We start from the raw sequence: 19,879 nt of genomic DNA, 5'->3' as shown, positions 1-19,879 counted from the left end.
TGCTTAGTTTTAAATCTGTTGCCACCGGAATCAAGAGGTTAACCGTCATGGTTAGAATGTTCTCCGCTGCGTTAAGACGTAGTCTGTTCTCCGCCACCGTCCTGATAGCAACATCTTTCTCAGCGCTCGCTAACGAACTCCCAGTGGTCAAAGTCGGGGTACTAAAGTTCGGTACCATTAACTGGGAAATGGACGTTGTTAAGCGCCACAAACTGGACGAGAAAGCCGGCTTTGTTTTAGATATTACGCCGCTGGCTTCGAAAAACGCGTCTTCCGTGGCCTTACAAGGTGACGCCGTCGATGTCATATTCTCTGACTGGGTATGGGTAAGTAGACAACGTGCGGCAGGCAAAACCTATACGCTTTCTCCGACATCTGCCACCGCAGGGGGCGTGTATGCCGCTTCGAATTTAACCCTTTCTTCTCCCTGTGATATCAGCGGAGAGACACTCGGGATAGCGGGTGGTTCTGTCGACAAAACCTGGCTTCTTTACCAAGCCTATTGCGAAGCCAAAGAAGACAAAGCCATCAGCGAACTGACTGAACAACAGTTTGTCGCGCCTCCGCTGTTAAACAAACTTCTGATGCAAAACAAAGTCCCACTCGGTATCAACTTCTGGCATTACGGCGCAAGGCTCAAAGCGGCTGGATTCCAACCTGTTATCAGCCTTGATGAAATCGTTGAAGGCTTAGGGATCAACACTCAAGTACCTATGCTTGGCTGGGTGTTCGATGAAAAGTGGGCGAATGCGAACCCATCCCTTGTTTCAGCGTTTTTGAAAACATCCGAAGAAGCGAGAGCATTGCTACGCGCTTCGGATGATGAATGGGACGTTATACGACCGCTCACCAAAGCCGAGAATGACGACGTTTTCAACGCGTTGAAAGCGGCCTATCGCAGTGGGTTCTCAGGGACTTTCGGTGACGAGCAGTTGAAAGCGGCAGCCCAGATCTTCGATATTCTCGCTAAAGAGGGTGGGCCAAAACTCGTGGGTGAATCAACCTCACTGAGTGACGGCACCTTTTGGCTACAACCATAGCCAAATACCAAAGAGGATTTGCTGACGAGTGCGCTTACCGGGCTACCAACGCTATCTCCTTCCGATTCTACTGCTGGTGTTCTGGCAGTGGTCAGCGGCGCTGGTTAACAGCGCCGAATACCCAACACCCGTTAAGGTCTACAACGCTTTTGTCTTTGAACTGTTCAATGAGCAAATGCTCTCTCATCTTGGCATCACACTTTGGCGGGTATTTCTGAGCTTCATCATTTCCATGGTACTTGGGGTGTTCTTCGGCATCATGATGGGGCGATTTCCACGGCTCAATGAGCTTTCGGACCCGGTATTGATTCTTGCCCTCAACATCCCAGCCCTTGTGACAATCTTGCTTTGCTACCTGAGCATTGGTCTGGTGGAAACAGCGGCCGTTACTGCCGTAGCGCTGAACAAGATCCCCACCGTTGTTGCGATGATCCGCGAAGGGGCGCGGGTGATTGATAATGACTTGATGGATGTTGCCAAGGTGTTCCGCCTTCCCCCAACTAAGCGCTTTCTTAACGTCTTCCTACCCCAGCTTTATCCATACATCATGGCTTCCGCACGTACCGGGCTTTCACTGATCTGGAAAATCGTGCTGGTTGTAGAGCTGTTAGGTCGCAGCAATGGTGTTGGATTCAAGCTTCACACCATGTTCCAGTTTTTCGATATTGCCGGGATTCTTGCCTACACCTTTGCGTTTGTAACCGTGATATTCCTGCTCGAAGCATTGATTTTCCGCCCGCTCGACAACGTTGTCTCAAGGGGGCGGGCATGATATCCATTACGCTCAATATCGAAGGCAAGCGCTTTGGGTCAGAGGCTCCAGTTCTAAGCACACTGAAAGCTCGCGTTAAGCCAGGAAGAATCACCGCCATTGTCGGCCCCTCCGGCTGTGGAAAATCCACCTTGCTCAACATGATTGCGGGACTGGAATCATCAGGCAAAGGCGAGATCATCTTTTCCGGCGTCTCAGGGGATGAGCCAAAGGTGGGTTATATCTTCCAAACCCCAAGGCTTATGCCCTGGCTCACCGCTAAAGAAAATCTGGCGTTGATATGCGGGAAAGACAACCCCGCCATCCAAGAGACTCTTGATGCAATGTGTATTATCGACAAACTGGATACCTACCCTTCCCAACTTTCCGGCGGTATGCAACGACGTGTCAGTATTGCACGGGCTTTTGTGTATCACCCTGATCTTTTGCTGCTGGATGAACCTTTCACCTCACTAGACGTCCCAACTGCCGAGCTACTCAGGAAACAACTTATCGACCTTTGGCAACACCAGCAGTCGACCATGATGTTTGTTACACACGATCTTCGAGAGGCCGTTTCTCTTGCAGATGAAGTCTGGTTTCTAAGCCGACCTCCGACGACAGTCATTCATAGAATGGAAATCGACCAGCCCAGTGGACGCTGGCTTGGCAGAGACGACGGCAGAAAACGCATTGATGACATTGTTGCAAACCTGTTCTCAGTGCATCCCCAGATACTTTCAGGAGTGCTGGACGCTGGGGCATAAAAAAGCGGGCATCAATCACCTACCCGCTCTTACCTTCGCAAAAGGGTGTCGCTCAGTTTTTGGCGAGTACTGGCCGACAAGTACTCTGTTCACTGGGGATCATTCCCAGCATCACATTTCCCGCAGGAGGTTCATTGTAGCCAACAGGCTCAGAGACCGCCGGATAGGTGAGTTCTAACTTCTCCGGCACTTGCTGACTGTCAGGGTTTTTAATGCCTTTCGAGGTGTGGTAGTCGTCCGTGAAAACACCGTATTCACCGGGCTGCATCTTATAGGTCACGGTTTCTGTCCCAAATCCTGCATTGGCCAGATATTTGTTCGGGTCGTTCCAGGAACGTCCATCAAGATTGGTGTAAAACTTGATGTCGAGAAGCACAGCATCACAGAGCGGTGTCACTTCCTCATATTGCGTGGGCCAACCCGCACCACCAGCCGTATCAGGGTAACGTCCCCAATCTCCACCTTTAAGCGGACATGCCCCACCCCCACCAAATACAGCCCGGTTAGGATGGTGAACACCATAGATTGGCAAACCAATAGCCTCTCCTTCACTCCCGCCAAGTAAGTTAAACCTTGGCGCCATGGTCACTTCAGTTTTTAGCTTGCCTGTATCAGTTAAGGACGCGTAATACGCACCATCAGGCCTGACATACTGGTGATCTGCGTTATTGAGATTATCGTAAACGGCCGTCAAAAAAAGGTAAGGCTTGTTGAAGAAAGTACGCTCAACCAGGTAGTACTCCACATGAGTTTTTGAGGTATCAATCGCTTTCCACTCAACAAAAGACGTATCTTTTCCTTCCTGCCCAACATTCACCCAGGACTTGGCATCGGGAAAATGATCGAGTCTGAGCACGTTGAGGTAGTTTTCCTTTACATCAAGCCCCGCTCTTTTACCAAGAGGACCTATTTGGTTCGCTGCATCCTGACTAAAGGCAAAATCCATTGCTTTCTTGGCATAGGGGAAGTCGTTACCAGACATGGTGCAATACCAGTTTGAGAGGTCGATTGGCTCATGGTTGGCGTATTTGCCCTTGAAGATGGGGTGGGTAATGGGAACATCGATGTAATTGAGATTACCGCTTTCGCTCAGTTTTTCATCAGGGTATTTGTACCCAGACCAGCTTTCATCCTCCAAGTAGTAGCCGTATTCATTACCGATTTTCTTAACGGCCTCTTCCGCATATAAATCACTTCCGGGCTGAATCCCCTCGGCGTTGCGCCGCCGGTACAGCCTGACGTTCCCATTTTCCTGCACACGCCAAAGACCATGCTTGCCCTCACCAATCATGGTAAATACCTGTTCGGCAATATTCACAAACCGATAGGTCGAATTGGTATTCATGTATCCCATGTAGACGGGAAGATGGGGGATCTGAGAATGTGTTCGGTTTGGACGCCCTATGCCAAGTAAAACTTTGACGTTGTTGTCCGCCTTAATATTTTGATCACTGGTGTAAAAAAACGGGTCGTTATGGGTCAGATCTGTTAAGTTCTCAACTGCCAGTGCTGCGGCTCCGTACGAAAGGTAAGCGGCGGCAGCAAAGGCTGGTTGTGCTAGGGATAACTTCATGTCCTTCTCTCCCTAAAGTCCTATTTCTAGTGATAGTTACCATCGTCTCTAGAACAGTTTCCTTTGTCCGCAGGCATAAGCCAGTCCTGAATCATCCGTCGAGAAAGTGATTGTTGAGCCTTTCGGGAAGAACAATACGTCACCCACTTCTCCTTTAACCTTCTGGTTACCATCAGAAAAATAGATGTGTCCATCCAGGATCACTTTGCTGTCGTCATAACCATAGGTGTAAACAAGAGGGTTACCCTTTTCAATTTTGAAGATACCGCAGGCAATAGGCGCATTGGGATCAGCAGAACCGACAATATCTTCAAAATAGGCGTTCACGCCAGGCTCATTCATTGACGCTATTTGCATTGAGAGCACATCTTTGAATATTTGAAGGCTCTTGCTATCAGACGGGACCTTTACTCCATGAGCTTGAACATTTGCAGCGACAGCAGTCAGACATAACGTCATGATTACTCTTATTTTCATAATATTCTCCAGTATTAAACATGCACTTTAATATGCCTTTTATTTCATAATTTATTGCCATTTAAACCGTACAATAACCTATATAATTAAAAAAATTACTCGTCAAGTAATAAATTACCTAATAAGAAATTACCCCTTAATTTCCGATACTTCATGCTAATATTTCATTCTCCTAATCTTCTAGATGCCGCTTGAGGACGAATATGGAAAAAAACAACTTCGGCGAGCGTTTAAAATCCTTGCTTAAACAACAAAATAAAACTCAGGCTGAAGTTGCAGCGGCTATCGGCACCTCTATCCCTTCGGTGAACCGCTGGACCAAAGGCGGACAAATTGAATATGGCAATCTAAGAAGCCTTGCTGACCATCTGAAAGTCAATTGGATATGGTTGCGATACGGTGATGAAGCCGTAGAAAGCGTCCAGCAAATCTCGCACGACGAATCCAATGCCAAAGACATGCGTAGAGAGTACCTGAACCAGATCATGGAAAGTGAAGCGCGAATGAGGCAAGCCCATGAAATGGCAGATATTATTACTTGGGAATGGAATGTTCTGACAGGTTCAGTTGAGTGCTCTTCCAATGCTGCTGATTTTTTTGGTGTCGAGGATAATAACCTCCCCAATTGTATGCTTCCCTATGCTGACATGGCCCTTGAAGAGCTTTTACATGTGTTTGGTGCAGATGAACCACACTCCTGGGATTTCTCTTCAGTTACATCAGAAGGCATAGTTAAATGGTTTAATTCAAAGGCAAAGCTATACTTCGACTCTTCAAATAGGCCGACAAAAGTCATTGGTATATGCTCTGAAATCACGGAAAGGAAAGAGGCAGAAAAAGCGCTTGAGAAGAAAGAACTACTGCTGAGACGTATTCTGGAATCTATCCCGGTAGGGTTTTGGGGAACAGATGAAAAAGGCGTCATTAATCTCACCAACCCAGAAGCCGAACGCATTTGGGGAGGCTCCACCTTTGCCAAACTAGAGCACTACCAGACGACACAAAGTTGGAGCACCGAAGATGGCCATTTACTCAAAGCTTCTGAGCGCCCACTTTCAATGGCAATAGAGAATAAGCAGGCCATAGACCCTAAAGTCATCACCATTAAATCTCTCGATGGCAACTTCAAAAAGATCATTTCCTATGCCGCACCCATTTATAACAGCCATAACGATTTTCTCGGCGCATTTGAAATAAATCAGGATGTCACGAAGATAGATATAGAGGAGCGAAAACATCTAGAAGACGACATCTACACCCGTTTATTTTTGAGTGAAAATGAATATGGCATCTTGTTAATTAAGAATGAAAAAATCATTAAAGCTAATCAGTTTTCCAAAATACAGTCTGGGAAGAAGCTTTCCGATCTCAGGCACCTTAACACCCTTTTTTCTGAAGAAACGACCAGCGAAATTATGGCTTGCATCTCCAGTAACGAAACGCCGAAATTTAATATTACCGGTTCGGAAAAGTCGGGGGAAAAGCAGTTCTCTATCTATTTGTCGTCCTTACGCCATGAAGCTGACCAATATATTACTGTTGTGTTTTTTGAAACGGGCTTAGTCGCCCACGAATAAAGACCAGTCATGGTATGATCGCTTTTACACTCACATCTTGCGATAATGCCACTCTTATCTTATTGCCCGGTGGAAATCAAAATGGCAAAGACGCTGACTCAGGAACGCATTGCTGAAATCCTGAAATTCGACGTAGACCAACGTTACAAATATATGGTGAAGGAAGTGGTCGAAAACCGCGAAATCTGGATCCTGACTGATGAGCACGGCTGTGTGATGCTCAACACCGAAGACGAAGATTGTGTACCAGTGTGGCCAAATGAAGAGTTCGCACAAGAATGGGCAACCGGTGAGTGGGAACACTGTAAACCTGAGCCAATTGGCCTCAACAAATGGCACAGCCGCTGGACTAACGGTCTTCTGGACGATGAACTTTCCATCGTTGCCTTCCCAAATACCGATCTGGAAGGTGTGGTGCTGTTCCCTGATGAATTTGACTTCGATCTGACCAATCAGGCGAAAAAGCAAAAGCGTTAGGGTCTGTTGACCTTTGTCTGACAGTGACATTAAGAAGAGCGGGCAATGCCCGCTCTTTTATTTACACCTCTATTTTTGCAGACCTGCAAATTTATCAGCTCAATTTCACTGGCTTCACATGGGTGTGATCCGCCAATACATTGATGGCTGAAGCTTTAAATAACGGATTTGCATCCAGTTCTTCAAACAGCCATTTGCAGCTGAATACCATCTTAATGGCATGCACTTCCGGCACTTTGCGGATTCCGCTGGCAATGTCTGCCCAGTCGATAGCATTCACGTATGCCAGCGTATCTTTATCCAATGTCGGCAGGGCTTTCGGATAACCCTTCTCGATGTATAGACCGGTTAACCATATCCAATAGCGTTGCCATAGTTCAGCCAGCAAAGGACGATAACCATTCCCTTCTGCCAGTACACGCTTGGTGATGTCTGCCAACGCCTGAAAGCTCGTGACGGCATGAAGCGTAGTCAATGCAGGTTCATACAGGTACAAACCAATCGCCCTGTCGCCAATTTCGCGCATCTTAAGCTCGATGTTTTCTTCAGTAATAAAGAACTCATCTGCTACCGAAATATCATGAAGCACGGTATCTGAGCAGAGCATCTCGCAAATTTGCAAGCTACCACCGAAACGGGTGATTTCAGGTTTGGCAGCATGCACTTTCAGCCATTGCGCTTCTGCAGTAATAGACTGTGCAGACATATCAATGCGCGGCGGCAACATGCGCTTGTACATATCTTCAAAGCGGATCGCCCAGTACGCTAAGGCATCTGCAATCAGCCCTTTGTCGCCATGCATAATGGCAAAGCTCAAACGGATCACCGGGTGAAACAGACCCATTGGCAGCGCGTATTGCAGTTTCTCAAGTACGCCCATCAGATACGCCGTTTGGTCGTTCGCTGCTTCCTGCCCTTCGAAGAAAAGGCGTTGGAAATCGGCAAGGTATTCCGCTTTCCCCAGGTATTCCGTCCAATTCTCTTCGGTCACGACACCGGTATCGCGCAGGTTAAGGTCTTCTTCGATACGCGCACGGTAACGTGGCCAACTACTGCGGAATGCTTTGATTTCATCATCGGTCGCACCTAACCCCTGCAGCGACATAATCGTCATTGGGTAATGGTTCGACATACCACCTTGGGTGACGCCACCAAGGTTCGGGTGGAATGCGCTGTCGCGCTGCATTTCGTCATTGACCAACGCAGACATTTCTGTTGCCGCGTGAAAGCGTCTTTCTTTATTTTTGGTTGAGAACAACATAATGGATCCTCCTTGCGTTGATTGCTTTTTGTTTAATCCAGAAAGCTCACGTATGGCGCAACGGGCACAATGCCTTGCGGATTTCTAAGTGGGCTTTTCGAGTTATAGCCTCGGCGATATACATCCAAATCTATGGTGTCTTTCACACCCGGCTGCTTTACCAGTGTTTTCAAATACGCTGAGATATTTGGGTAATCCCGCAGTGCTTTCAGGTTGCACTTGAAGGCGGTGAAGTAACCCACATCAAAGCGCACCAATGTCGGTAGCAATCGCCAGTCGGCTTCGGTAATGGCATCACCCAGCAAGAACGCTTGTTTGCCAAGGCGCCCTTCAATCTCTTCAAGTGATGCAAATAACGCAGTCACTGCCTCGTCATACGCATCCTGCGTTCTGGCAAACCCGGATTTGTACACGCCATTGTTGACCGTGTTGAAAATCCAGTCGTTGGTGTCATCAATCTCTTTAGCCAACGCTTCCGGATAGAAGTCCTGCGTATCACCGTTAATCTCGTTAAACGCACTGTTGAACATGCGGATAATTTCCGACGATTCATTGCTCACAATGGTTTGGGTCTTTTTATCCCAAAGCACGGGAACAGTAACTCTGCCGGTTAAATCGGGATTCGACTTCACATAAAGCTGGTGCATGGCTTCAAGCCCAAGCAAATTGTCGGTAAAGCGTTCCTCGGTGTTATCGAACACCCAACCTTGCTCGGTGCGAAGTGGTGCCACCAGCGACAAACCCACCACGTCTTCCAGTCCTTTGACCTTGCGGTAAATCAGGGTACGATGCGCCCAAGGACAGTTCAGTGCTGCAAACAAGTGATAACGTCCTGCTTCGGCTTTAAAACCAGCTTCACCACTTGGCCCGGCTTCTCCCGTTGCGGTGACCCAATTGCGAAACTTGGCAACGCCGCGAACGAAACGTCCGTTTGCTTCTGAATACTGTTTTTCTTCCCACTCACGCAGTTGGTCATCGGTGAGCCAACGGCCTTCAATTAACTTGCCCATCTCTAACCTCCTTACTGCGCAGTGCCGACGTTTTCACGTCCGTGCCGTACATCGAAATCCAACGCCGGGCCAATCGGCACAATGCGGGTTGGGTTGACCGTTTCATGGCTGGCGTAATAGTGCGCCTTGATATGGTCGATATTTACTGTCTCTGCGACACCCGCGAACTGGTAAAGCTCACGAAGGTAGCCTGACAGGTTTGGGTATTCACTGATCCGGCGACGGCTGCACTTGAAGTGTCCGACATAAACAGCATCGAATCGGATAAGTGTGGTGAACAAACGCCAGTCTGCTTCAGTAAGCTGCCCGCCCACGAGGTAGCGATTGGTCGCCAAATGCGCTTCCAGTTTGTCCAGCGCACTGAATACGTCTTCCACTGCTTCATCGTAAGCCTCCTGCGTGGTCGCAAACCCAGCTTGATACACACCGTTATTAATGTTCGGGTAGACAAAATCGTTCATCTCATCAATCGCTTCCCGCAGTGCTTCTGGGTAGTAATCACCCGCAAGCGCACCGACATCATCAAACGCACTGTTGAACATACGAATGATTTCTGAAGACTCATTGCTCACTATGGTTCCGGTCTTCTTATCCCAAAGCACTGGCACCGTGACGCGTCCGGTGTAATCCGGTAGCGCGGTGGTGTATACCTGGTGCAAATAAGTCGCGTCATTAATCGCGTCCTCGACCACATCGTTACCCGGCAGGAAGGTCCATCCATCATCGCCCATAAAGCCATTGACCACCGAAATCGAAATCATGGCTTCCAGCCCTTTCAGCTTTCTGAAAATCAGGGTGCGATGCGCCCAAGGGCAAGCCAGTGAAACATAGAGGTGATAGCGACCCGGCTCTGCTTTAAAGCCGCCTTCGCCCGAAGGCCCCGCCGAACCATCTTTCGTTATCCAGTTTCGAAAGCTCGGCGCTTTTCGGGTAAAGCGTCCGTTTGTTTTGCTGGTGTCATACCAATTGGTGCGCCAAACACCATCTACCAATAAGCCCATTGCCGTGCCTCCAAGCTGTGTAATTTGCTGATGGGCTAACAATAGGTGTTATTTAACTGAGGAAAAACAGCAGAATATTGAAATGATTGTTCTTCAAACTAGAACAATTGAAAAATAGAAAAGGCCCCTTTCGAGGCCTTGGAAATGATGGTGAATGTTATTCTGGCTTTTTCGTTTCGCTGAATACTTCGAGCTGTGCCTTCAAGCCTTGATCTTCAAGGTTAGATACAAGTTCTGTCAACTCAGCGCCAGATGCTGCTTTCAGTACCACAACGCCACCTGCATTTGAAATCAGTGAAAGATTATTCACTTTCGCCAAAGATTCTGCTGCGGCTTTGTCAGCCTTAACCAGAATGAGTCCGCTGGTCTTATGGGTCACCAAGCCCGTTGCATCCGTCAGTATTTCCCCGGCATATACCTTTGGTGCTTCTTCAGAGCCGAAGAGACGGAAAAGTAAAAACGCTTTTGGGGTATTCTTGTAGAAGGTTTTCCCATTGATCACAACCGCTTCACCCTGAGGTGCTAAAACAGCCAGTTCTCCCGGGTCACCTGCCGCCAAAGCAGGAGCAGAAATCAGCACAGTGCTAAGCAAAATTGCTTTGAGTTTCATCGTTATTCTCTCCCTTAACCTTGATGACCGATGACACGGATAGACCAGTGATTCAACACACCGTCAACGCTGTTGTTCCTGCGAGGGAAGTAATATTCCTCGGCTTCATTCTTACGGTTACGCAAGATCCAGTAATCAAATTCATTACTCACATCGGTAACCCGAATTCGCCATTCACCCGAGGCAGGCTCGCCGTAGAACTTGTGACTCAGCATCAAGTGATCGCGGTAACCACGGCTTTCTTCACCGACCTGCTGACCAACACCCTGAAGCAGTGAACGTCCAACCATGCTGTTACTTGGTGACATCAAAACACTGCTGGTCCCTGAAGGGGAAACTAGCTCGATCAAGAGATCACTGGTACGTTCGTGATCAATGTCGATTTTGACCTGCACAGATTCCACAGTGAGGTTATCATCAATCACGATGCCATTGCCTACCGCTTCGTTACCCGCATCCGGTACAACAACGTCTGTCGTCTCAGATTTCCACTCGGTCAGTTTCATTGGAGGTAATGCCTGATAAAGGCGCGCTTCAAACATCGCTTTGTCGACATCAATCAGACCAAAACCATAGTAAGGGCTGTACTCATATCCAGCGGCATTTTTGGACCAACCTTCCAGACCTACCACAGCTTTGTTTTCACCAGTTTGAGAAACATAATTGATCACTGTGTCTACATGTGCTTTATCCACTTTTGTGGCGGTTTTCGCGAGGATGTGGCGAATATCACGTTGCGACAGATCTGGGCGGACGGTCATTATCAACGCAGCAGCACCTGAAGCATTGGGCGCTGCCGAAGACGTTCCGTTCATCACGCCGTTGTAATTACAGTTCGGATCTTCAGCTGTACCACCGTGAAGGCCGTTTCTGTCAGCTTTCTCGGTGGTGTTATAACCACGATCACAGCCAGTCAGGTCAGTCGTGACATGCGCAGGCTTGTCACGACCGAATTCACCCGCTGGTGACGTCAAGAACACGTTCGCACCAACAGAAGAGTAGGAAGCAAGCAGACCATCAGCATTCAGGGCACTGACGGTCATGTTCCAGTAGTTTGCGTTATTGTGGGAAAGGTTACTGTTTTGCCAAGGCAGCCCTTGGTTTGGTGCGTCTGCAGTATCGTAATCTTTCGGCAATATGCGGTAGATTTTCTCTCCCAGCATGATAGAAGTGCGGCCAAATCCATTACCTGCTGACTTCACATAGAGTGCACCTCGCCCTTGATGCGCCGTAGTGCTTTGTTCTTGGTAAACCGCGTCCTGTGTAGCTAGAGACAGATCGTTATCCAGATCAAATGGTCGGCTGAACAGTACGTTGCTACCATAACTTTGGTTGAAGACACGCGCATCTGCCGAACGCGAATCCGCCCCGTGTGCAATCAGCCAGCTTTCCAGTGATTGCTCTTCAAGATAATTAAAGCCTTTGAGTCCAGCTCGTGGGGCCACGCCGCGAATACCTTCATTGTTGTTACCCACGGCAGCAATAATTCCTGCCACTGAGGTACCATGCGAAGCATCAGGGTCCCAAGGTGTCGGGTCGTTGTCTTTGTTGACGAGATCCCATGAACCAGGTTTAACATTTGCCGCCAAATCAGGGTGGGCGATTTCCAATCCGTCATCAACAACGGCGACTGTCACGCCCTGTCCCTGATAACCAAAAAGGTGTGTTTGCCAAGGGTTAAGATCGTATCCTGTGCGACCACCATTTGCAGAAAATGCAGCCTGACCATTGTTTAATAAATTCCACTGATGTTCTAGAAGAGGATCTCCCGGAATTAACCAGCGGTTTTCATAAAACCTGTCAGTTGCAGATGCTGCCCCTGAATAAGCTATGGCAGAGCCAATTGTTAGCGCAATAATCCGTTTTTTATTCATTATTATTCCCAAAAAATAGATAACAAGATTGAGCAATTAATCAACGCTCGTTTTTATTAATATATTATTGAGAGGAATGAAGGAATGCTATGATAGTGATGTAGATCGCATAATTATATCCAGAAAAAATAACAAATGTTAGTAAATGATAACTAATTACGCATAGGGTTGGTTTCCAACAGTTTTCGTTACAGTGCTAAATCAAGCCTATAAAGGCTGAACTTATCTGGATACTAAGATTCTAACCTGAGAACCGCAATGGATATAACTCCACATAAAATGCATAGATATTTATACATATCGGTTTCATTGAGATAGAAAAAGACGTTTGAGGTAATATTTATTTGAAGGTGATAAAGAGAGTTTATCTGATAGGAAAGGAAATAATAGGGGCCTCGCCCTCTTATTTCCTTTCCATTAATACCATGACTTCAGTATGTTCTGTATGAGGGAACATATCAAACCACTGCAATCTTTTTAAAAAATATTTTTTTAAATCGTCAATGTCATTTTTCAGTGTTTGCGGGTTACAACTGGAGTAGATAATGTATTGAGGCGCAAGCTCTGCCAATTTTTCGACTAGTTCTTTACCTAAGCCTCGGCGTGGTGGGTTCACCAACACCAAATCAGGTGCACTATCTTGCAACAAAGAGAATTTCGCGGAATCCAGGGCATCAAATGTGAGGTTCGTTATCCCCATTTGGCCAGCAGAGCGCCTCGCACTGGCAATGGCTTCGGGTTCAATCTCAATACCCGTTACAAACTCAGTCACCGATGCACAATTCAAGGCAAAGCCACCTACACCACAGAATAAATCCCACATATGTTTTGGTTGCTGTTCATTCACCCACTCACGGGCTGTCGCATATAGTTTCACAGCAACTTCCGGGTTGGTCTGGAAAAAGCTTTTCGGGCGCACGGCCAACGGTACGTCATTGAATTGCTCAATAAGGTGCTCATCCTCTGTGAGGAAAATTTCTTCATCGCCTTCAAGACGCGCCATGTGAACAGGTTGCAGGTTCACCGACACGACACGGACTTTCGGAAACGCAGCAGAAATTCCCCACAAACGCTGCCCGAAGGGTTCGACTGCGCGTCCCGTACTCTAAGCGTTTATGCTTTGTTGAGGTGTATTTGCTTAGAATGACTAGGCGGCACACACCTCGCCGCGCCTAAAACGCTTATAGCTAGAACAAAATTTAACCACCAAAGGTCAACAGCCCCTAGCACCACCATCTTCGCTTTGTTGCGGCAGCGCGTTATCTTTATCTGCAACTTGCTGGGTGTAAGGAGCCCCCTTCAGTTCGCATGAACGGCACTCGTGCTGATCGAAGAATTTACAATGCATAACGCTCTACCGCAGATAAAGAAGGAATAGTCATTCTATTTCCTTGTAATTTAACGAAGAAGAGAGCGCATTGGGGCCCGGTTCAAGTATGGGAAAAATGCCTTTTTTCTTGAGTTTATCCCTGCGCTTCAGGAATACTGGTCTCACAAAAATCCGCTAATAAATGAGTACACTACTGATGAAAATAGATCTCACCCGAATGGTCACAGAAAGCCGTAACGCTGCAAGCGCAGAAATCGACAAACTTTCCACGCTGGAAATGCTCGAAGTGATCAATCAGGAAGATCAAAAAGTGGCGCTCGCGGTTAAACAACAACTCCCGCAAATTGCCCAAGCTGTTGACGCCATCACGGAGGCGTTCGTAAAGGGCGGTCGCCTTATCTATATGGGGGCAGGCACATCAGGTCGTTTGGGTATTCTGGATGCAAGTGAATGTCCACCAACTTACGGCACCAAGCCTGAACTTGTGGTCGGTTTAATAGCTGGGGGACATCAGGCCATCTTGAAAGCAGTTGAGAACGCCGAGGACAATGTCGAGCTGGGCAAACAGGATCTGGTGGATTTGAAGCTGACCGCTAAAGACGTAGTGGTGGGGATTGCAGCCAGCGGCCGCACGCCTTATGTGCTAGGTGGAATGCGGTACGCCAAATCTGTCGGCGCAACCGTAGCCGCAATTGTTTGTAACCCTTTATGCGCGATGGCAGATCAAGCAGATATCTCCGTCATTCCTGTTGTAGGGCCCGAAATTGTTACCGGCTCATCAAGAATGAAAGCAGGAACGGCGCAAAAACTGGTGCTGAACATGCTGACAACAGGAGCGATGATCCGCAGCGGCAAAGTGTATGGCAACCTGATGGTGGACGTTGAAGCAACCAATGCCAAGTTGGTGCAGCGTCAGGTCAACATCGTCGTCGAAGCGACAGGCGCAGGTGCTGATGAAGCGGAAGTCGCACTTCGAGCATCTAACCGCCACTGTAAAACAGCAATTTTAATGATTCTGGCAGGTATTGATGCCAAAGAAGCAACAGCACGGCTCGAGAAGCACAACGGCTTTATTCGTCAAGCGCTTAAGACATAAGCCAGATAACCGTCAACAGCATTTTTATGCTGCTCTATACCCAAGTTAACGATGATGTGTCTTCGCTGCTTCGGTACCAAGGAGCCGCCTCTCTCCAAAAATGCCTTCAAAGACACACAGTGCATAAGTCTCAAAACGCATACACAAATAAACCCAAAATGCCTGATAATTTAGGCATTGAAGGGTATTTGACACTCTTCTTTGTAAACTATCAAACTGAATTCTCTGGCTAGGAGGGAAAATGGATTTAGATTACATTAAAGCGGTTGATGTTTTGGGCCAATTACGGGTAGGAAACTCAATCAGTGAAGCACTCAGGGACGAGGCCGGTGAGGTAGCTAGAGCAGTCTTCGATAAGCACAAAGATAAGTGCGATATCGACGCTATCTTTTCACTGCTAGATCATTCCATGGTCAGCGCGCAATTACGAAACAGTTGGACCGATGCCATCTGTGATGTATGGCTAGAGCAAAGATAAGCGGCTGATCTTACGCCCAAACAACCTGAAGATGTAGGATTCCGCCAGTTTGGCTGGCGTTGTGATCGTGGCGTTCTTTTGTAGTTGTGGTTTCACATCCATCAAAAAGGAACAATAAAGAGCACGGCGTCAGTCATTTCGTTTACGCTTCATTAACTTTCGCACAAAGATAGTGCAAACATGCCCCGTTTAAGCGCATCAAACATCCCTTCTCTTGAATATCCCCGCTTCCAATATCAATAGACATCTTGAGTGGTGCATGATTTTCTATATAAATATCATTGTTTTAATCCATATTTGCACACTTGTGGCGCTTTCGTGCACTTATTTAGATCATTCAGGCACGCTTTGTGCTATCCCCATCCACAGGAAATTCAATCTCAAGGAAGTAGAGGATTTACAACGTGGAAAATATTAGTAGCGCGATTCAAACGCTGTCAGAAAGCGCGAACACGCTCTTTATTCTGATCGGTGCCATTATGGTATTGGCAATGCACGCAGGTTTTGCCTTTCTGGAAGTCGGTACAGTCCGTCACCGCAACCAAGTCAACGCCTTGGTCAAAATCATGTCCGACTTCGGCTTCTCAGCGCTCGCCTATTTCTTTATTGGCTACTGGGTCGCTTACGACGTTAATTTTTTCAGCAGCGCCAGCGTCCTATCCGAGGGTAACGGCTATGAGTTAGTGAAGTTCTTCTTCTTAATGACCTTTGCCGCCGCGATTCCAGCCATCATATCCGGCGGTGTTGCCGAACGTGCCAAGTTCTATCCCATGTTGATTGCTGCCGCAGCCATCGTCGCTTTTGTTTATCCATTTTTCGAGGGGCTAATCTGGAACGGTAACTTTGGTTTTCAGGGTTGGCTAGAAGCAACCTTTGGCGCCCCTTTCCATGATTTCGCTGGTTCAGTCGTGGTTCACGCTGTTGGCGGATGGATTGCACTGGCTGCCATTATGATTCTTGGCGTTCGTAAAGGCCGTTACCGCGGCGATAAGCTAATTGCTTTTGCACCTTCCAACATTCCGTTCCTGGCACTTGGCGCATGGATTCTGACCGTGGGTTGGTTCGGCTTTAACGTGATGTCTGCACAAACCATGGACGGTATCAGTGGTCTTGTCGCAGTAAACACCCTAATGGCAATGGTCGGCGGTATCATCACCTCCCTCATTGCAGGTAAGAATGACCCTGGTTTCCTACACAATGGTCCATTGGCAGGCCTTGTAGCCGTTTGTGCCGGTTCTGATTTGATGCACCCGATCGGTGCCTTAATCACTGGAGGTGTAGCGGGCGTGTTGTTTGTATGGCTGTTCACCCTTATCCAAAACCGTTTCAAAATTGATGACGTGCTGGGTGTATGGCCACTTCACGGCGTATGTGGTGTTTGGGGTGGTATCGCAGCAGGCATCTTCGGCTCAGAAGCCCTTGGTGGCCTTGGTGGTGTTAGCCTTATAGCTCAAATCATCGGTACAGCTGCAGGTGTCGTTGTCGCATTTATCGGTGGTTGGATTGTTTATACTCTAGTTGAAAAAGCAGCAGGTATTCGCTTAAGCGAAGAAGACGAATATAATGGCGCTGACTTAGCTATTCACAAAATCGGAGCAACGTCGGAAGACTAATTTAACCATCAATGCTGCGATAAAGCCCCTCATAATCAAGCGGGGCTTTTCTTTAAAATTAGGGGCTTACAATATATTCTTTTATAGTATCGAGACTAAAAATCACATATCAATTCTCATCTACACTCCAAACCTATCTACCAAACCCCATAAACATTTCCTATACCCAAACGACCTGAAGATGCTCGCATTCAGAGGTCATCAATGCGTTCAATTCGAGGCAAATTCCACGAGGAATAGTCGTTCAATTTCCGTGGGATTTAACGAAGAAGTGGGCGCATTGAGGGCCTCCCCTCGGGCGAGTTGAATCCTGCATCTTCAGGTTGTTTGGGTATATATGCATATATTCAATAATTCTCATTAATAATACATATACAATATATATGTGACATTTTTTATTGACGAACCTATTAATATGCGCAAACTATAAATACAACAATTATTATTTAATAGACATATGTCTTTTGAATGTAACTTTGACAAATTTGGCAAGCTGACACTATTGGAATATTTCCCTAAAGGGGAGGGAACATGGATTTAGAATATATGCAAGCAGTAGATGTATTGGGACAACTACGAGTGGGAGATTCGATCAGCGATGCGCTTAGAAATGAAGCGCAAAGTGTAACCCGTGAAATCTTCGAAAAATATCGTGATAGGTGCGACGTCGATTTTATAGAAGTCTTACTTCATGATAATGAAGTCAGCACAAAATTAAGAAACTCGTGGACTGATGCCATATGCGATGTGTGGTTGAATTAAGTCCGTTCGCTGTTATTCAATAATACTCTAAAGCATGCGAAAAACCTATCAACACCTGCGGGCGATATAGAACAGAACCGCGCTGCTAACAGATAAATATATGGAGCCCATAATGGGCTCCATTTGTTTTTCTTCACTCTTAGAAGCACTTCAAGTGGCTATGTATTCTGACTGACTTATCAGCTTTACAAACCCTACTCTGTACAAGTTTTCAAGCATTTACTATCGCAAATTCCATCATTGGCTTTTCATTCTATCAGCTGGAGATATTTAATCTTTCTTATCACTACCTTCGCACTTTCAAAGTCGGGAAGTGAGTCATCTACTTATTGAAGAAGGTCTATTCTCAAAATCCAAATGGGACAAAAAAATGCTTAAACAACTCGGATGTATTTCTTTATTGCTAATTGCTGTAAATGCTGTCGCACAATCTGTACCTGCAACTCACCATACGCTCAATTATGAAGGTCGCACTATCAAATATTATTCTGAAGGCATAGTGCAACTCAATTGGCCAGGGACATCAGTTAAAACCCAATTTAGCGGTCACACACTAAGCGTTACCCTAATTGGAAATGGCGATCATTTTGATGTTTTAATTGATGGAAAGCTGACCAAAAAACTTATTACCGCTCGCGGAAATAAACCACAATCGTTTACATTATTAGAAAATGATGATCCAAAAAAAGTACAAGTGGAAATCGTTAAGCGAACCGAAAACTATGATTCACTCACCCAGGTTATCTCTTTTGATCACGATGGCAGCCTGCAAGGCATTTGGGAGACACAACCCCATATTCTATTTATCGGGGATTCAATCAGTGCAGGCTTCGGCAGTGAATCAAATAAGCGTGAATGTACCTGGGGGGAGGTGTATGCGTCTTCAAATGCCCGCCTCGCTTTCCCCTATCAAACCGGCGAAGTATTGAATGCCAGCATTACACAGGTTTCATTTTCAGGCTTGGGGCTGATCAGAAACTGGAGTGGTAACCAGCCTCATCATGATCTTACCTATTACGCTGACAAGGCCAGTGCGGTCTTTGGGCTCACCCATGATTTCGAAGACACACATCCAAACCTTATTGTTGTAGAAGTAGGCACCAATGATTTCAGCACCGATCCTCAGCCTCATGAACCTTGGGTGGATATTGAGGCAGTGAAAAGAGACTGGACAGACCGTATGGTTGAATTTGTCGGTGAACTTCGCCAGCGCTACAGTGGCGTAAATGTTATCTTAATGCCTCGGCCAGCCTACCCTTATGACTACATTATTCCAGCAACCAGCGAAGCGATTCAAAGGCTGAATGCCCAAGGTTACGAAGGTATTTATAGCCATACTTTTGTCTCTCCACTTGAAGGATGTATCTGGCATCCTACTTCTGAAGAACACAAGGACATTGCCAACAAGCTTTCTGACTTTATTCAGGCCAACAAGCTTCTGTAATGCCTCTTTGCAAACGTTCGCCTGCCCCCGATTTTCTCGGCGGCAGGCGTTCTTCTCAAACTTCAGTGGTAACATTCATTCATCAGCTATTTTCTATATACCCAAACAACCTGAAGATGCAGACCATCATTGAATGGGTTCAGGGCGACCCGTTGCGCATGCAGGCGCTCTATGCCACACGCAGTCTAAAATTGCCTCAGTGTTATATCGCTGCTGGTTTTGTCCGAAACCTTGTTTGGGACCGCTTACACAACAAAGAAACCGCTACACCACTTAATGATGTGGATGTGATTTATTTCAAAGATGATGAAACCGACGTAAGCGCTCACCTGAGGTATGAATTGCACTTAAATACGATATTGCCCTCACTGAATTGGCAAGTTCGCAACCAAGCCCATATGCACCTGAGAAACGATGATGAGCCTTATATGGACATCTTAGATGCCATGAGTTTCTGGCCAGAAATAGAAACCGCCGTGGCAATCAGACTCGTTAATGACAACTCGCTCGAGTGTATCTCCCCATTCGGGTTTGAATCCCTATTTGCATTAAAAATCACGCCTAACCCCAAACGCGACGCCGCCATCTTCCAGCAGCGCATTCAGTCTAAAAACTGGCTCTCGCACTGGCCTAAATTAGCCGTGAAAAAAAGTTTTGAATAATCTGCATCCAAACCACGCACTATCCCGTCTCTTTCTCTGACAGCGCTGTCTAATGATGTCAAAAATAAAGAGAAGG

Annotated in this window: 18 protein-coding genes and 1 pseudogene; 11 read left to right on the top strand and 8 right to left on the bottom strand. The window is 46.8% G+C overall.

From position 1 onward, the window contains the following. Nucleotides 1-47 precede the first annotated feature (47 nt). Genes VP504_RS20530 through VP504_RS20520 form a run of 3 tightly spaced genes read left to right on the top strand, consistent with a single transcriptional unit; the run spans nucleotide 48 to nucleotide 2,558 of the window. Complete coding sequence (locus VP504_RS20530) at nucleotides 48-1,040, top strand: ABC transporter substrate-binding protein (RefSeq protein ID WP_325895220.1); 993 nt, start codon at nucleotides 48-50, stop codon at nucleotides 1,038-1,040. 28 nt (nucleotides 1,041-1,068) lie between these two features. Next, nucleotides 1,069-1,812, top strand: a complete 744-nt coding sequence (locus VP504_RS20525) for an ABC transporter permease (RefSeq protein ID WP_325895219.1) — start codon at nucleotides 1,069-1,071, stop codon at nucleotides 1,810-1,812. Beyond that, nucleotides 1,809-2,558: an ABC transporter ATP-binding protein gene (locus VP504_RS20520; RefSeq protein ID WP_325895218.1), complete on the top strand. Its 750-nt coding sequence runs from the start codon at nucleotides 1,809-1,811 to the stop codon at nucleotides 2,556-2,558. Before VP504_RS20525 ends, VP504_RS20520 begins: the two co-directional genes overlap by 4 nt. Before the next feature lie 52 nt (nucleotides 2,559-2,610). Here VP504_RS20520 and VP504_RS20515 read toward each other — a convergent pair whose 3' ends face one another. Beyond that, the gene (locus VP504_RS20515) at nucleotides 2,611-4,131 is read right to left on the bottom strand and encodes a hypothetical protein (RefSeq protein ID WP_325895217.1); all 1,521 of its coding nucleotides are present in this window, start codon (nucleotides 4,129-4,131) and stop codon (nucleotides 2,611-2,613) included. Nucleotides 4,132-4,179: 48 nt separating this feature from the next. Then, nucleotides 4,180-4,608 (bottom strand): cupin domain-containing protein, encoded by a 429-nt coding sequence (locus tag VP504_RS20510; RefSeq protein ID WP_325895216.1) that lies wholly within the window; start codon nucleotides 4,606-4,608, stop codon nucleotides 4,180-4,182. A 203-nt stretch (nucleotides 4,609-4,811) separates the two neighbouring features. On the opposite strand from VP504_RS20510, the gene VP504_RS20505 reads away from it, so the two are divergent. Both VP504_RS20505 and VP504_RS20500 read left to right on the top strand, forming a co-directional pair. Continuing rightward, on the top strand, nucleotides 4,812-6,185 hold the full coding sequence (locus tag VP504_RS20505; protein ID WP_198159545.1) for a PAS domain S-box protein: 1,374 nt from the start codon (nucleotides 4,812-4,814) through the stop codon (nucleotides 6,183-6,185). Nucleotides 6,186-6,266: 81 nt separating this feature from the next. Next, nucleotides 6,267-6,662 carry a DUF2750 domain-containing protein gene (locus VP504_RS20500; RefSeq protein WP_325895215.1) on the top strand — a complete coding sequence of 132 codons (396 nt, stop codon included), beginning with the start codon at nucleotides 6,267-6,269 and terminating at the stop codon, nucleotides 6,660-6,662. Nucleotides 6,663-6,756: 94 nt separating this feature from the next. Here the strand turns inward: VP504_RS20500 and VP504_RS20495 are convergent, their stop codons facing one another. The 6 genes and pseudogenes from VP504_RS20495 to VP504_RS20470 form a co-directional block, all read right to left on the bottom strand. After that, a complete protein-coding gene (locus VP504_RS20495; protein ID WP_325895214.1) occupies nucleotides 6,757-7,923 on the bottom strand; it encodes a questin oxidase family protein in 1,167 nt (388 codons plus the stop codon). 32 nt (nucleotides 7,924-7,955) lie between these two features. Beyond that, nucleotides 7,956-8,933 (bottom strand): glutathione S-transferase family protein, encoded by a 978-nt coding sequence (locus tag VP504_RS20490; RefSeq protein ID WP_325895213.1) that lies wholly within the window; start codon nucleotides 8,931-8,933, stop codon nucleotides 7,956-7,958. A gap of 11 nt (nucleotides 8,934-8,944) precedes the next feature. Next, nucleotides 8,945-9,934: a glutathione S-transferase family protein gene (locus VP504_RS20485; RefSeq protein ID WP_325895212.1), complete on the bottom strand. Its 990-nt coding sequence runs from the start codon at nucleotides 9,932-9,934 to the stop codon at nucleotides 8,945-8,947. 157 nt (nucleotides 9,935-10,091) lie between these two features. Next, complete coding sequence (locus VP504_RS20480; protein ID WP_325895211.1) at nucleotides 10,092-10,544, bottom strand: hypothetical protein; 453 nt, start codon at nucleotides 10,542-10,544, stop codon at nucleotides 10,092-10,094. A gap of 14 nt (nucleotides 10,545-10,558) precedes the next feature. Next, complete coding sequence (locus VP504_RS20475) at nucleotides 10,559-12,418, bottom strand: S8 family serine peptidase (protein ID WP_325895210.1); 1,860 nt, start codon at nucleotides 12,416-12,418, stop codon at nucleotides 10,559-10,561. A 403-nt stretch (nucleotides 12,419-12,821) separates the two neighbouring features. Next, nucleotides 12,822-13,766: pseudogene (locus tag VP504_RS20470) on the bottom strand (methyltransferase domain-containing protein). A 178-nt stretch (nucleotides 13,767-13,944) separates the two neighbouring features. On the opposite strand from VP504_RS20470, the gene murQ reads away from it, so the two are divergent. The 6 genes from murQ to VP504_RS20440 all read left to right on the top strand — a co-directional run bounded on the left by murQ (nucleotide 13,945) and on the right by VP504_RS20440 (nucleotide 19,803). Then, on the top strand, nucleotides 13,945-14,844 hold the full coding sequence (murQ, locus tag VP504_RS20465) for an N-acetylmuramic acid 6-phosphate etherase (RefSeq protein WP_325895209.1): 900 nt from the start codon (nucleotides 13,945-13,947) through the stop codon (nucleotides 14,842-14,844). Between the two features lie 241 nt (nucleotides 14,845-15,085). Continuing rightward, nucleotides 15,086-15,322, top strand: a complete 237-nt coding sequence (locus tag VP504_RS20460; protein WP_002540711.1) for a hypothetical protein — start codon at nucleotides 15,086-15,088, stop codon at nucleotides 15,320-15,322. Between the two features lie 404 nt (nucleotides 15,323-15,726). After that, nucleotides 15,727-16,935 (top strand): ammonium transporter, encoded by a 1,209-nt coding sequence (locus VP504_RS20455; protein WP_325895208.1) that lies wholly within the window; start codon nucleotides 15,727-15,729, stop codon nucleotides 16,933-16,935. A 531-nt stretch (nucleotides 16,936-17,466) separates the two neighbouring features. After that, nucleotides 17,467-17,697, top strand: coding sequence for a hypothetical protein (locus VP504_RS20450; protein ID WP_325895207.1), 231 nt, complete (start codon nucleotides 17,467-17,469; stop codon nucleotides 17,695-17,697). Between the two features lie 370 nt (nucleotides 17,698-18,067). After that, the gene (locus tag VP504_RS20445) at nucleotides 18,068-19,141 is read left to right on the top strand and encodes an SGNH/GDSL hydrolase family protein (protein ID WP_325895206.1); all 1,074 of its coding nucleotides are present in this window, start codon (nucleotides 18,068-18,070) and stop codon (nucleotides 19,139-19,141) included. A gap of 116 nt (nucleotides 19,142-19,257) precedes the next feature. Continuing rightward, on the top strand, nucleotides 19,258-19,803 hold the full coding sequence (locus VP504_RS20440) for a nucleotidyltransferase family protein (RefSeq protein WP_325895205.1): 546 nt from the start codon (nucleotides 19,258-19,260) through the stop codon (nucleotides 19,801-19,803). The last annotated feature ends 76 nt before the right edge of the window (nucleotides 19,804-19,879 follow it).

The organism is Grimontia sp. NTOU-MAR1, assembly GCF_035758505.1.
In the GTDB taxonomy this organism is placed as follows: domain Bacteria; phylum Pseudomonadota; class Gammaproteobacteria; order Enterobacterales; family Vibrionaceae; genus Enterovibrio; species Enterovibrio marinus.
This window is presented reverse-complemented; position numbering and strand designations above follow the sequence as displayed.

Coding starts and splice junctions, on each gene's coding strand:
- VP504_RS20530 (WP_325895220.1), top strand. CDS start 48: ATGGTTAGAATGTTCTCCGCTGCGTTAAGACGTAGTCTGTTCTCCGCC.
- VP504_RS20520 (WP_325895218.1), top strand. CDS start 1,809: ATGATATCCATTACGCTCAATATCGAAGGCAAGCGCTTTGGGTCAGAG.
- VP504_RS20515 (WP_325895217.1), bottom strand. CDS start 4,131: ATGAAGTTATCCCTAGCACAACCAGCCTTTGCTGCCGCCGCTTACCTT.
- VP504_RS20510 (WP_325895216.1), bottom strand. CDS start 4,608: ATGAAAATAAGAGTAATCATGACGTTATGTCTGACTGCTGTCGCTGCA.
- VP504_RS20505 (WP_198159545.1), top strand. CDS start 4,812: ATGGAAAAAAACAACTTCGGCGAGCGTTTAAAATCCTTGCTTAAACAA.
- VP504_RS20500 (WP_325895215.1), top strand. CDS start 6,267: ATGGCAAAGACGCTGACTCAGGAACGCATTGCTGAAATCCTGAAATTC.
- VP504_RS20495 (WP_325895214.1), bottom strand. CDS start 7,923: ATGTTGTTCTCAACCAAAAATAAAGAAAGACGCTTTCACGCGGCAACA.
- VP504_RS20490 (WP_325895213.1), bottom strand. CDS start 8,933: ATGGGCAAGTTAATTGAAGGCCGTTGGCTCACCGATGACCAACTGCGT.
- VP504_RS20485 (WP_325895212.1), bottom strand. CDS start 9,934: ATGGGCTTATTGGTAGATGGTGTTTGGCGCACCAATTGGTATGACACC.
- VP504_RS20480 (WP_325895211.1), bottom strand. CDS start 10,544: ATGAAACTCAAAGCAATTTTGCTTAGCACTGTGCTGATTTCTGCTCCT.
- VP504_RS20475 (WP_325895210.1), bottom strand. CDS start 12,418: ATGAATAAAAAACGGATTATTGCGCTAACAATTGGCTCTGCCATAGCT.
- murQ (WP_325895209.1), top strand. CDS start 13,945: ATGAAAATAGATCTCACCCGAATGGTCACAGAAAGCCGTAACGCTGCA.
- VP504_RS20460 (WP_002540711.1), top strand. CDS start 15,086: ATGGATTTAGATTACATTAAAGCGGTTGATGTTTTGGGCCAATTACGG.
- VP504_RS20450 (WP_325895207.1), top strand. CDS start 17,467: ATGGATTTAGAATATATGCAAGCAGTAGATGTATTGGGACAACTACGA.
- VP504_RS20445 (WP_325895206.1), top strand. CDS start 18,068: ATGCTTAAACAACTCGGATGTATTTCTTTATTGCTAATTGCTGTAAAT.
- VP504_RS20440 (WP_325895205.1), top strand. CDS start 19,258: ATGCAGACCATCATTGAATGGGTTCAGGGCGACCCGTTGCGCATGCAG.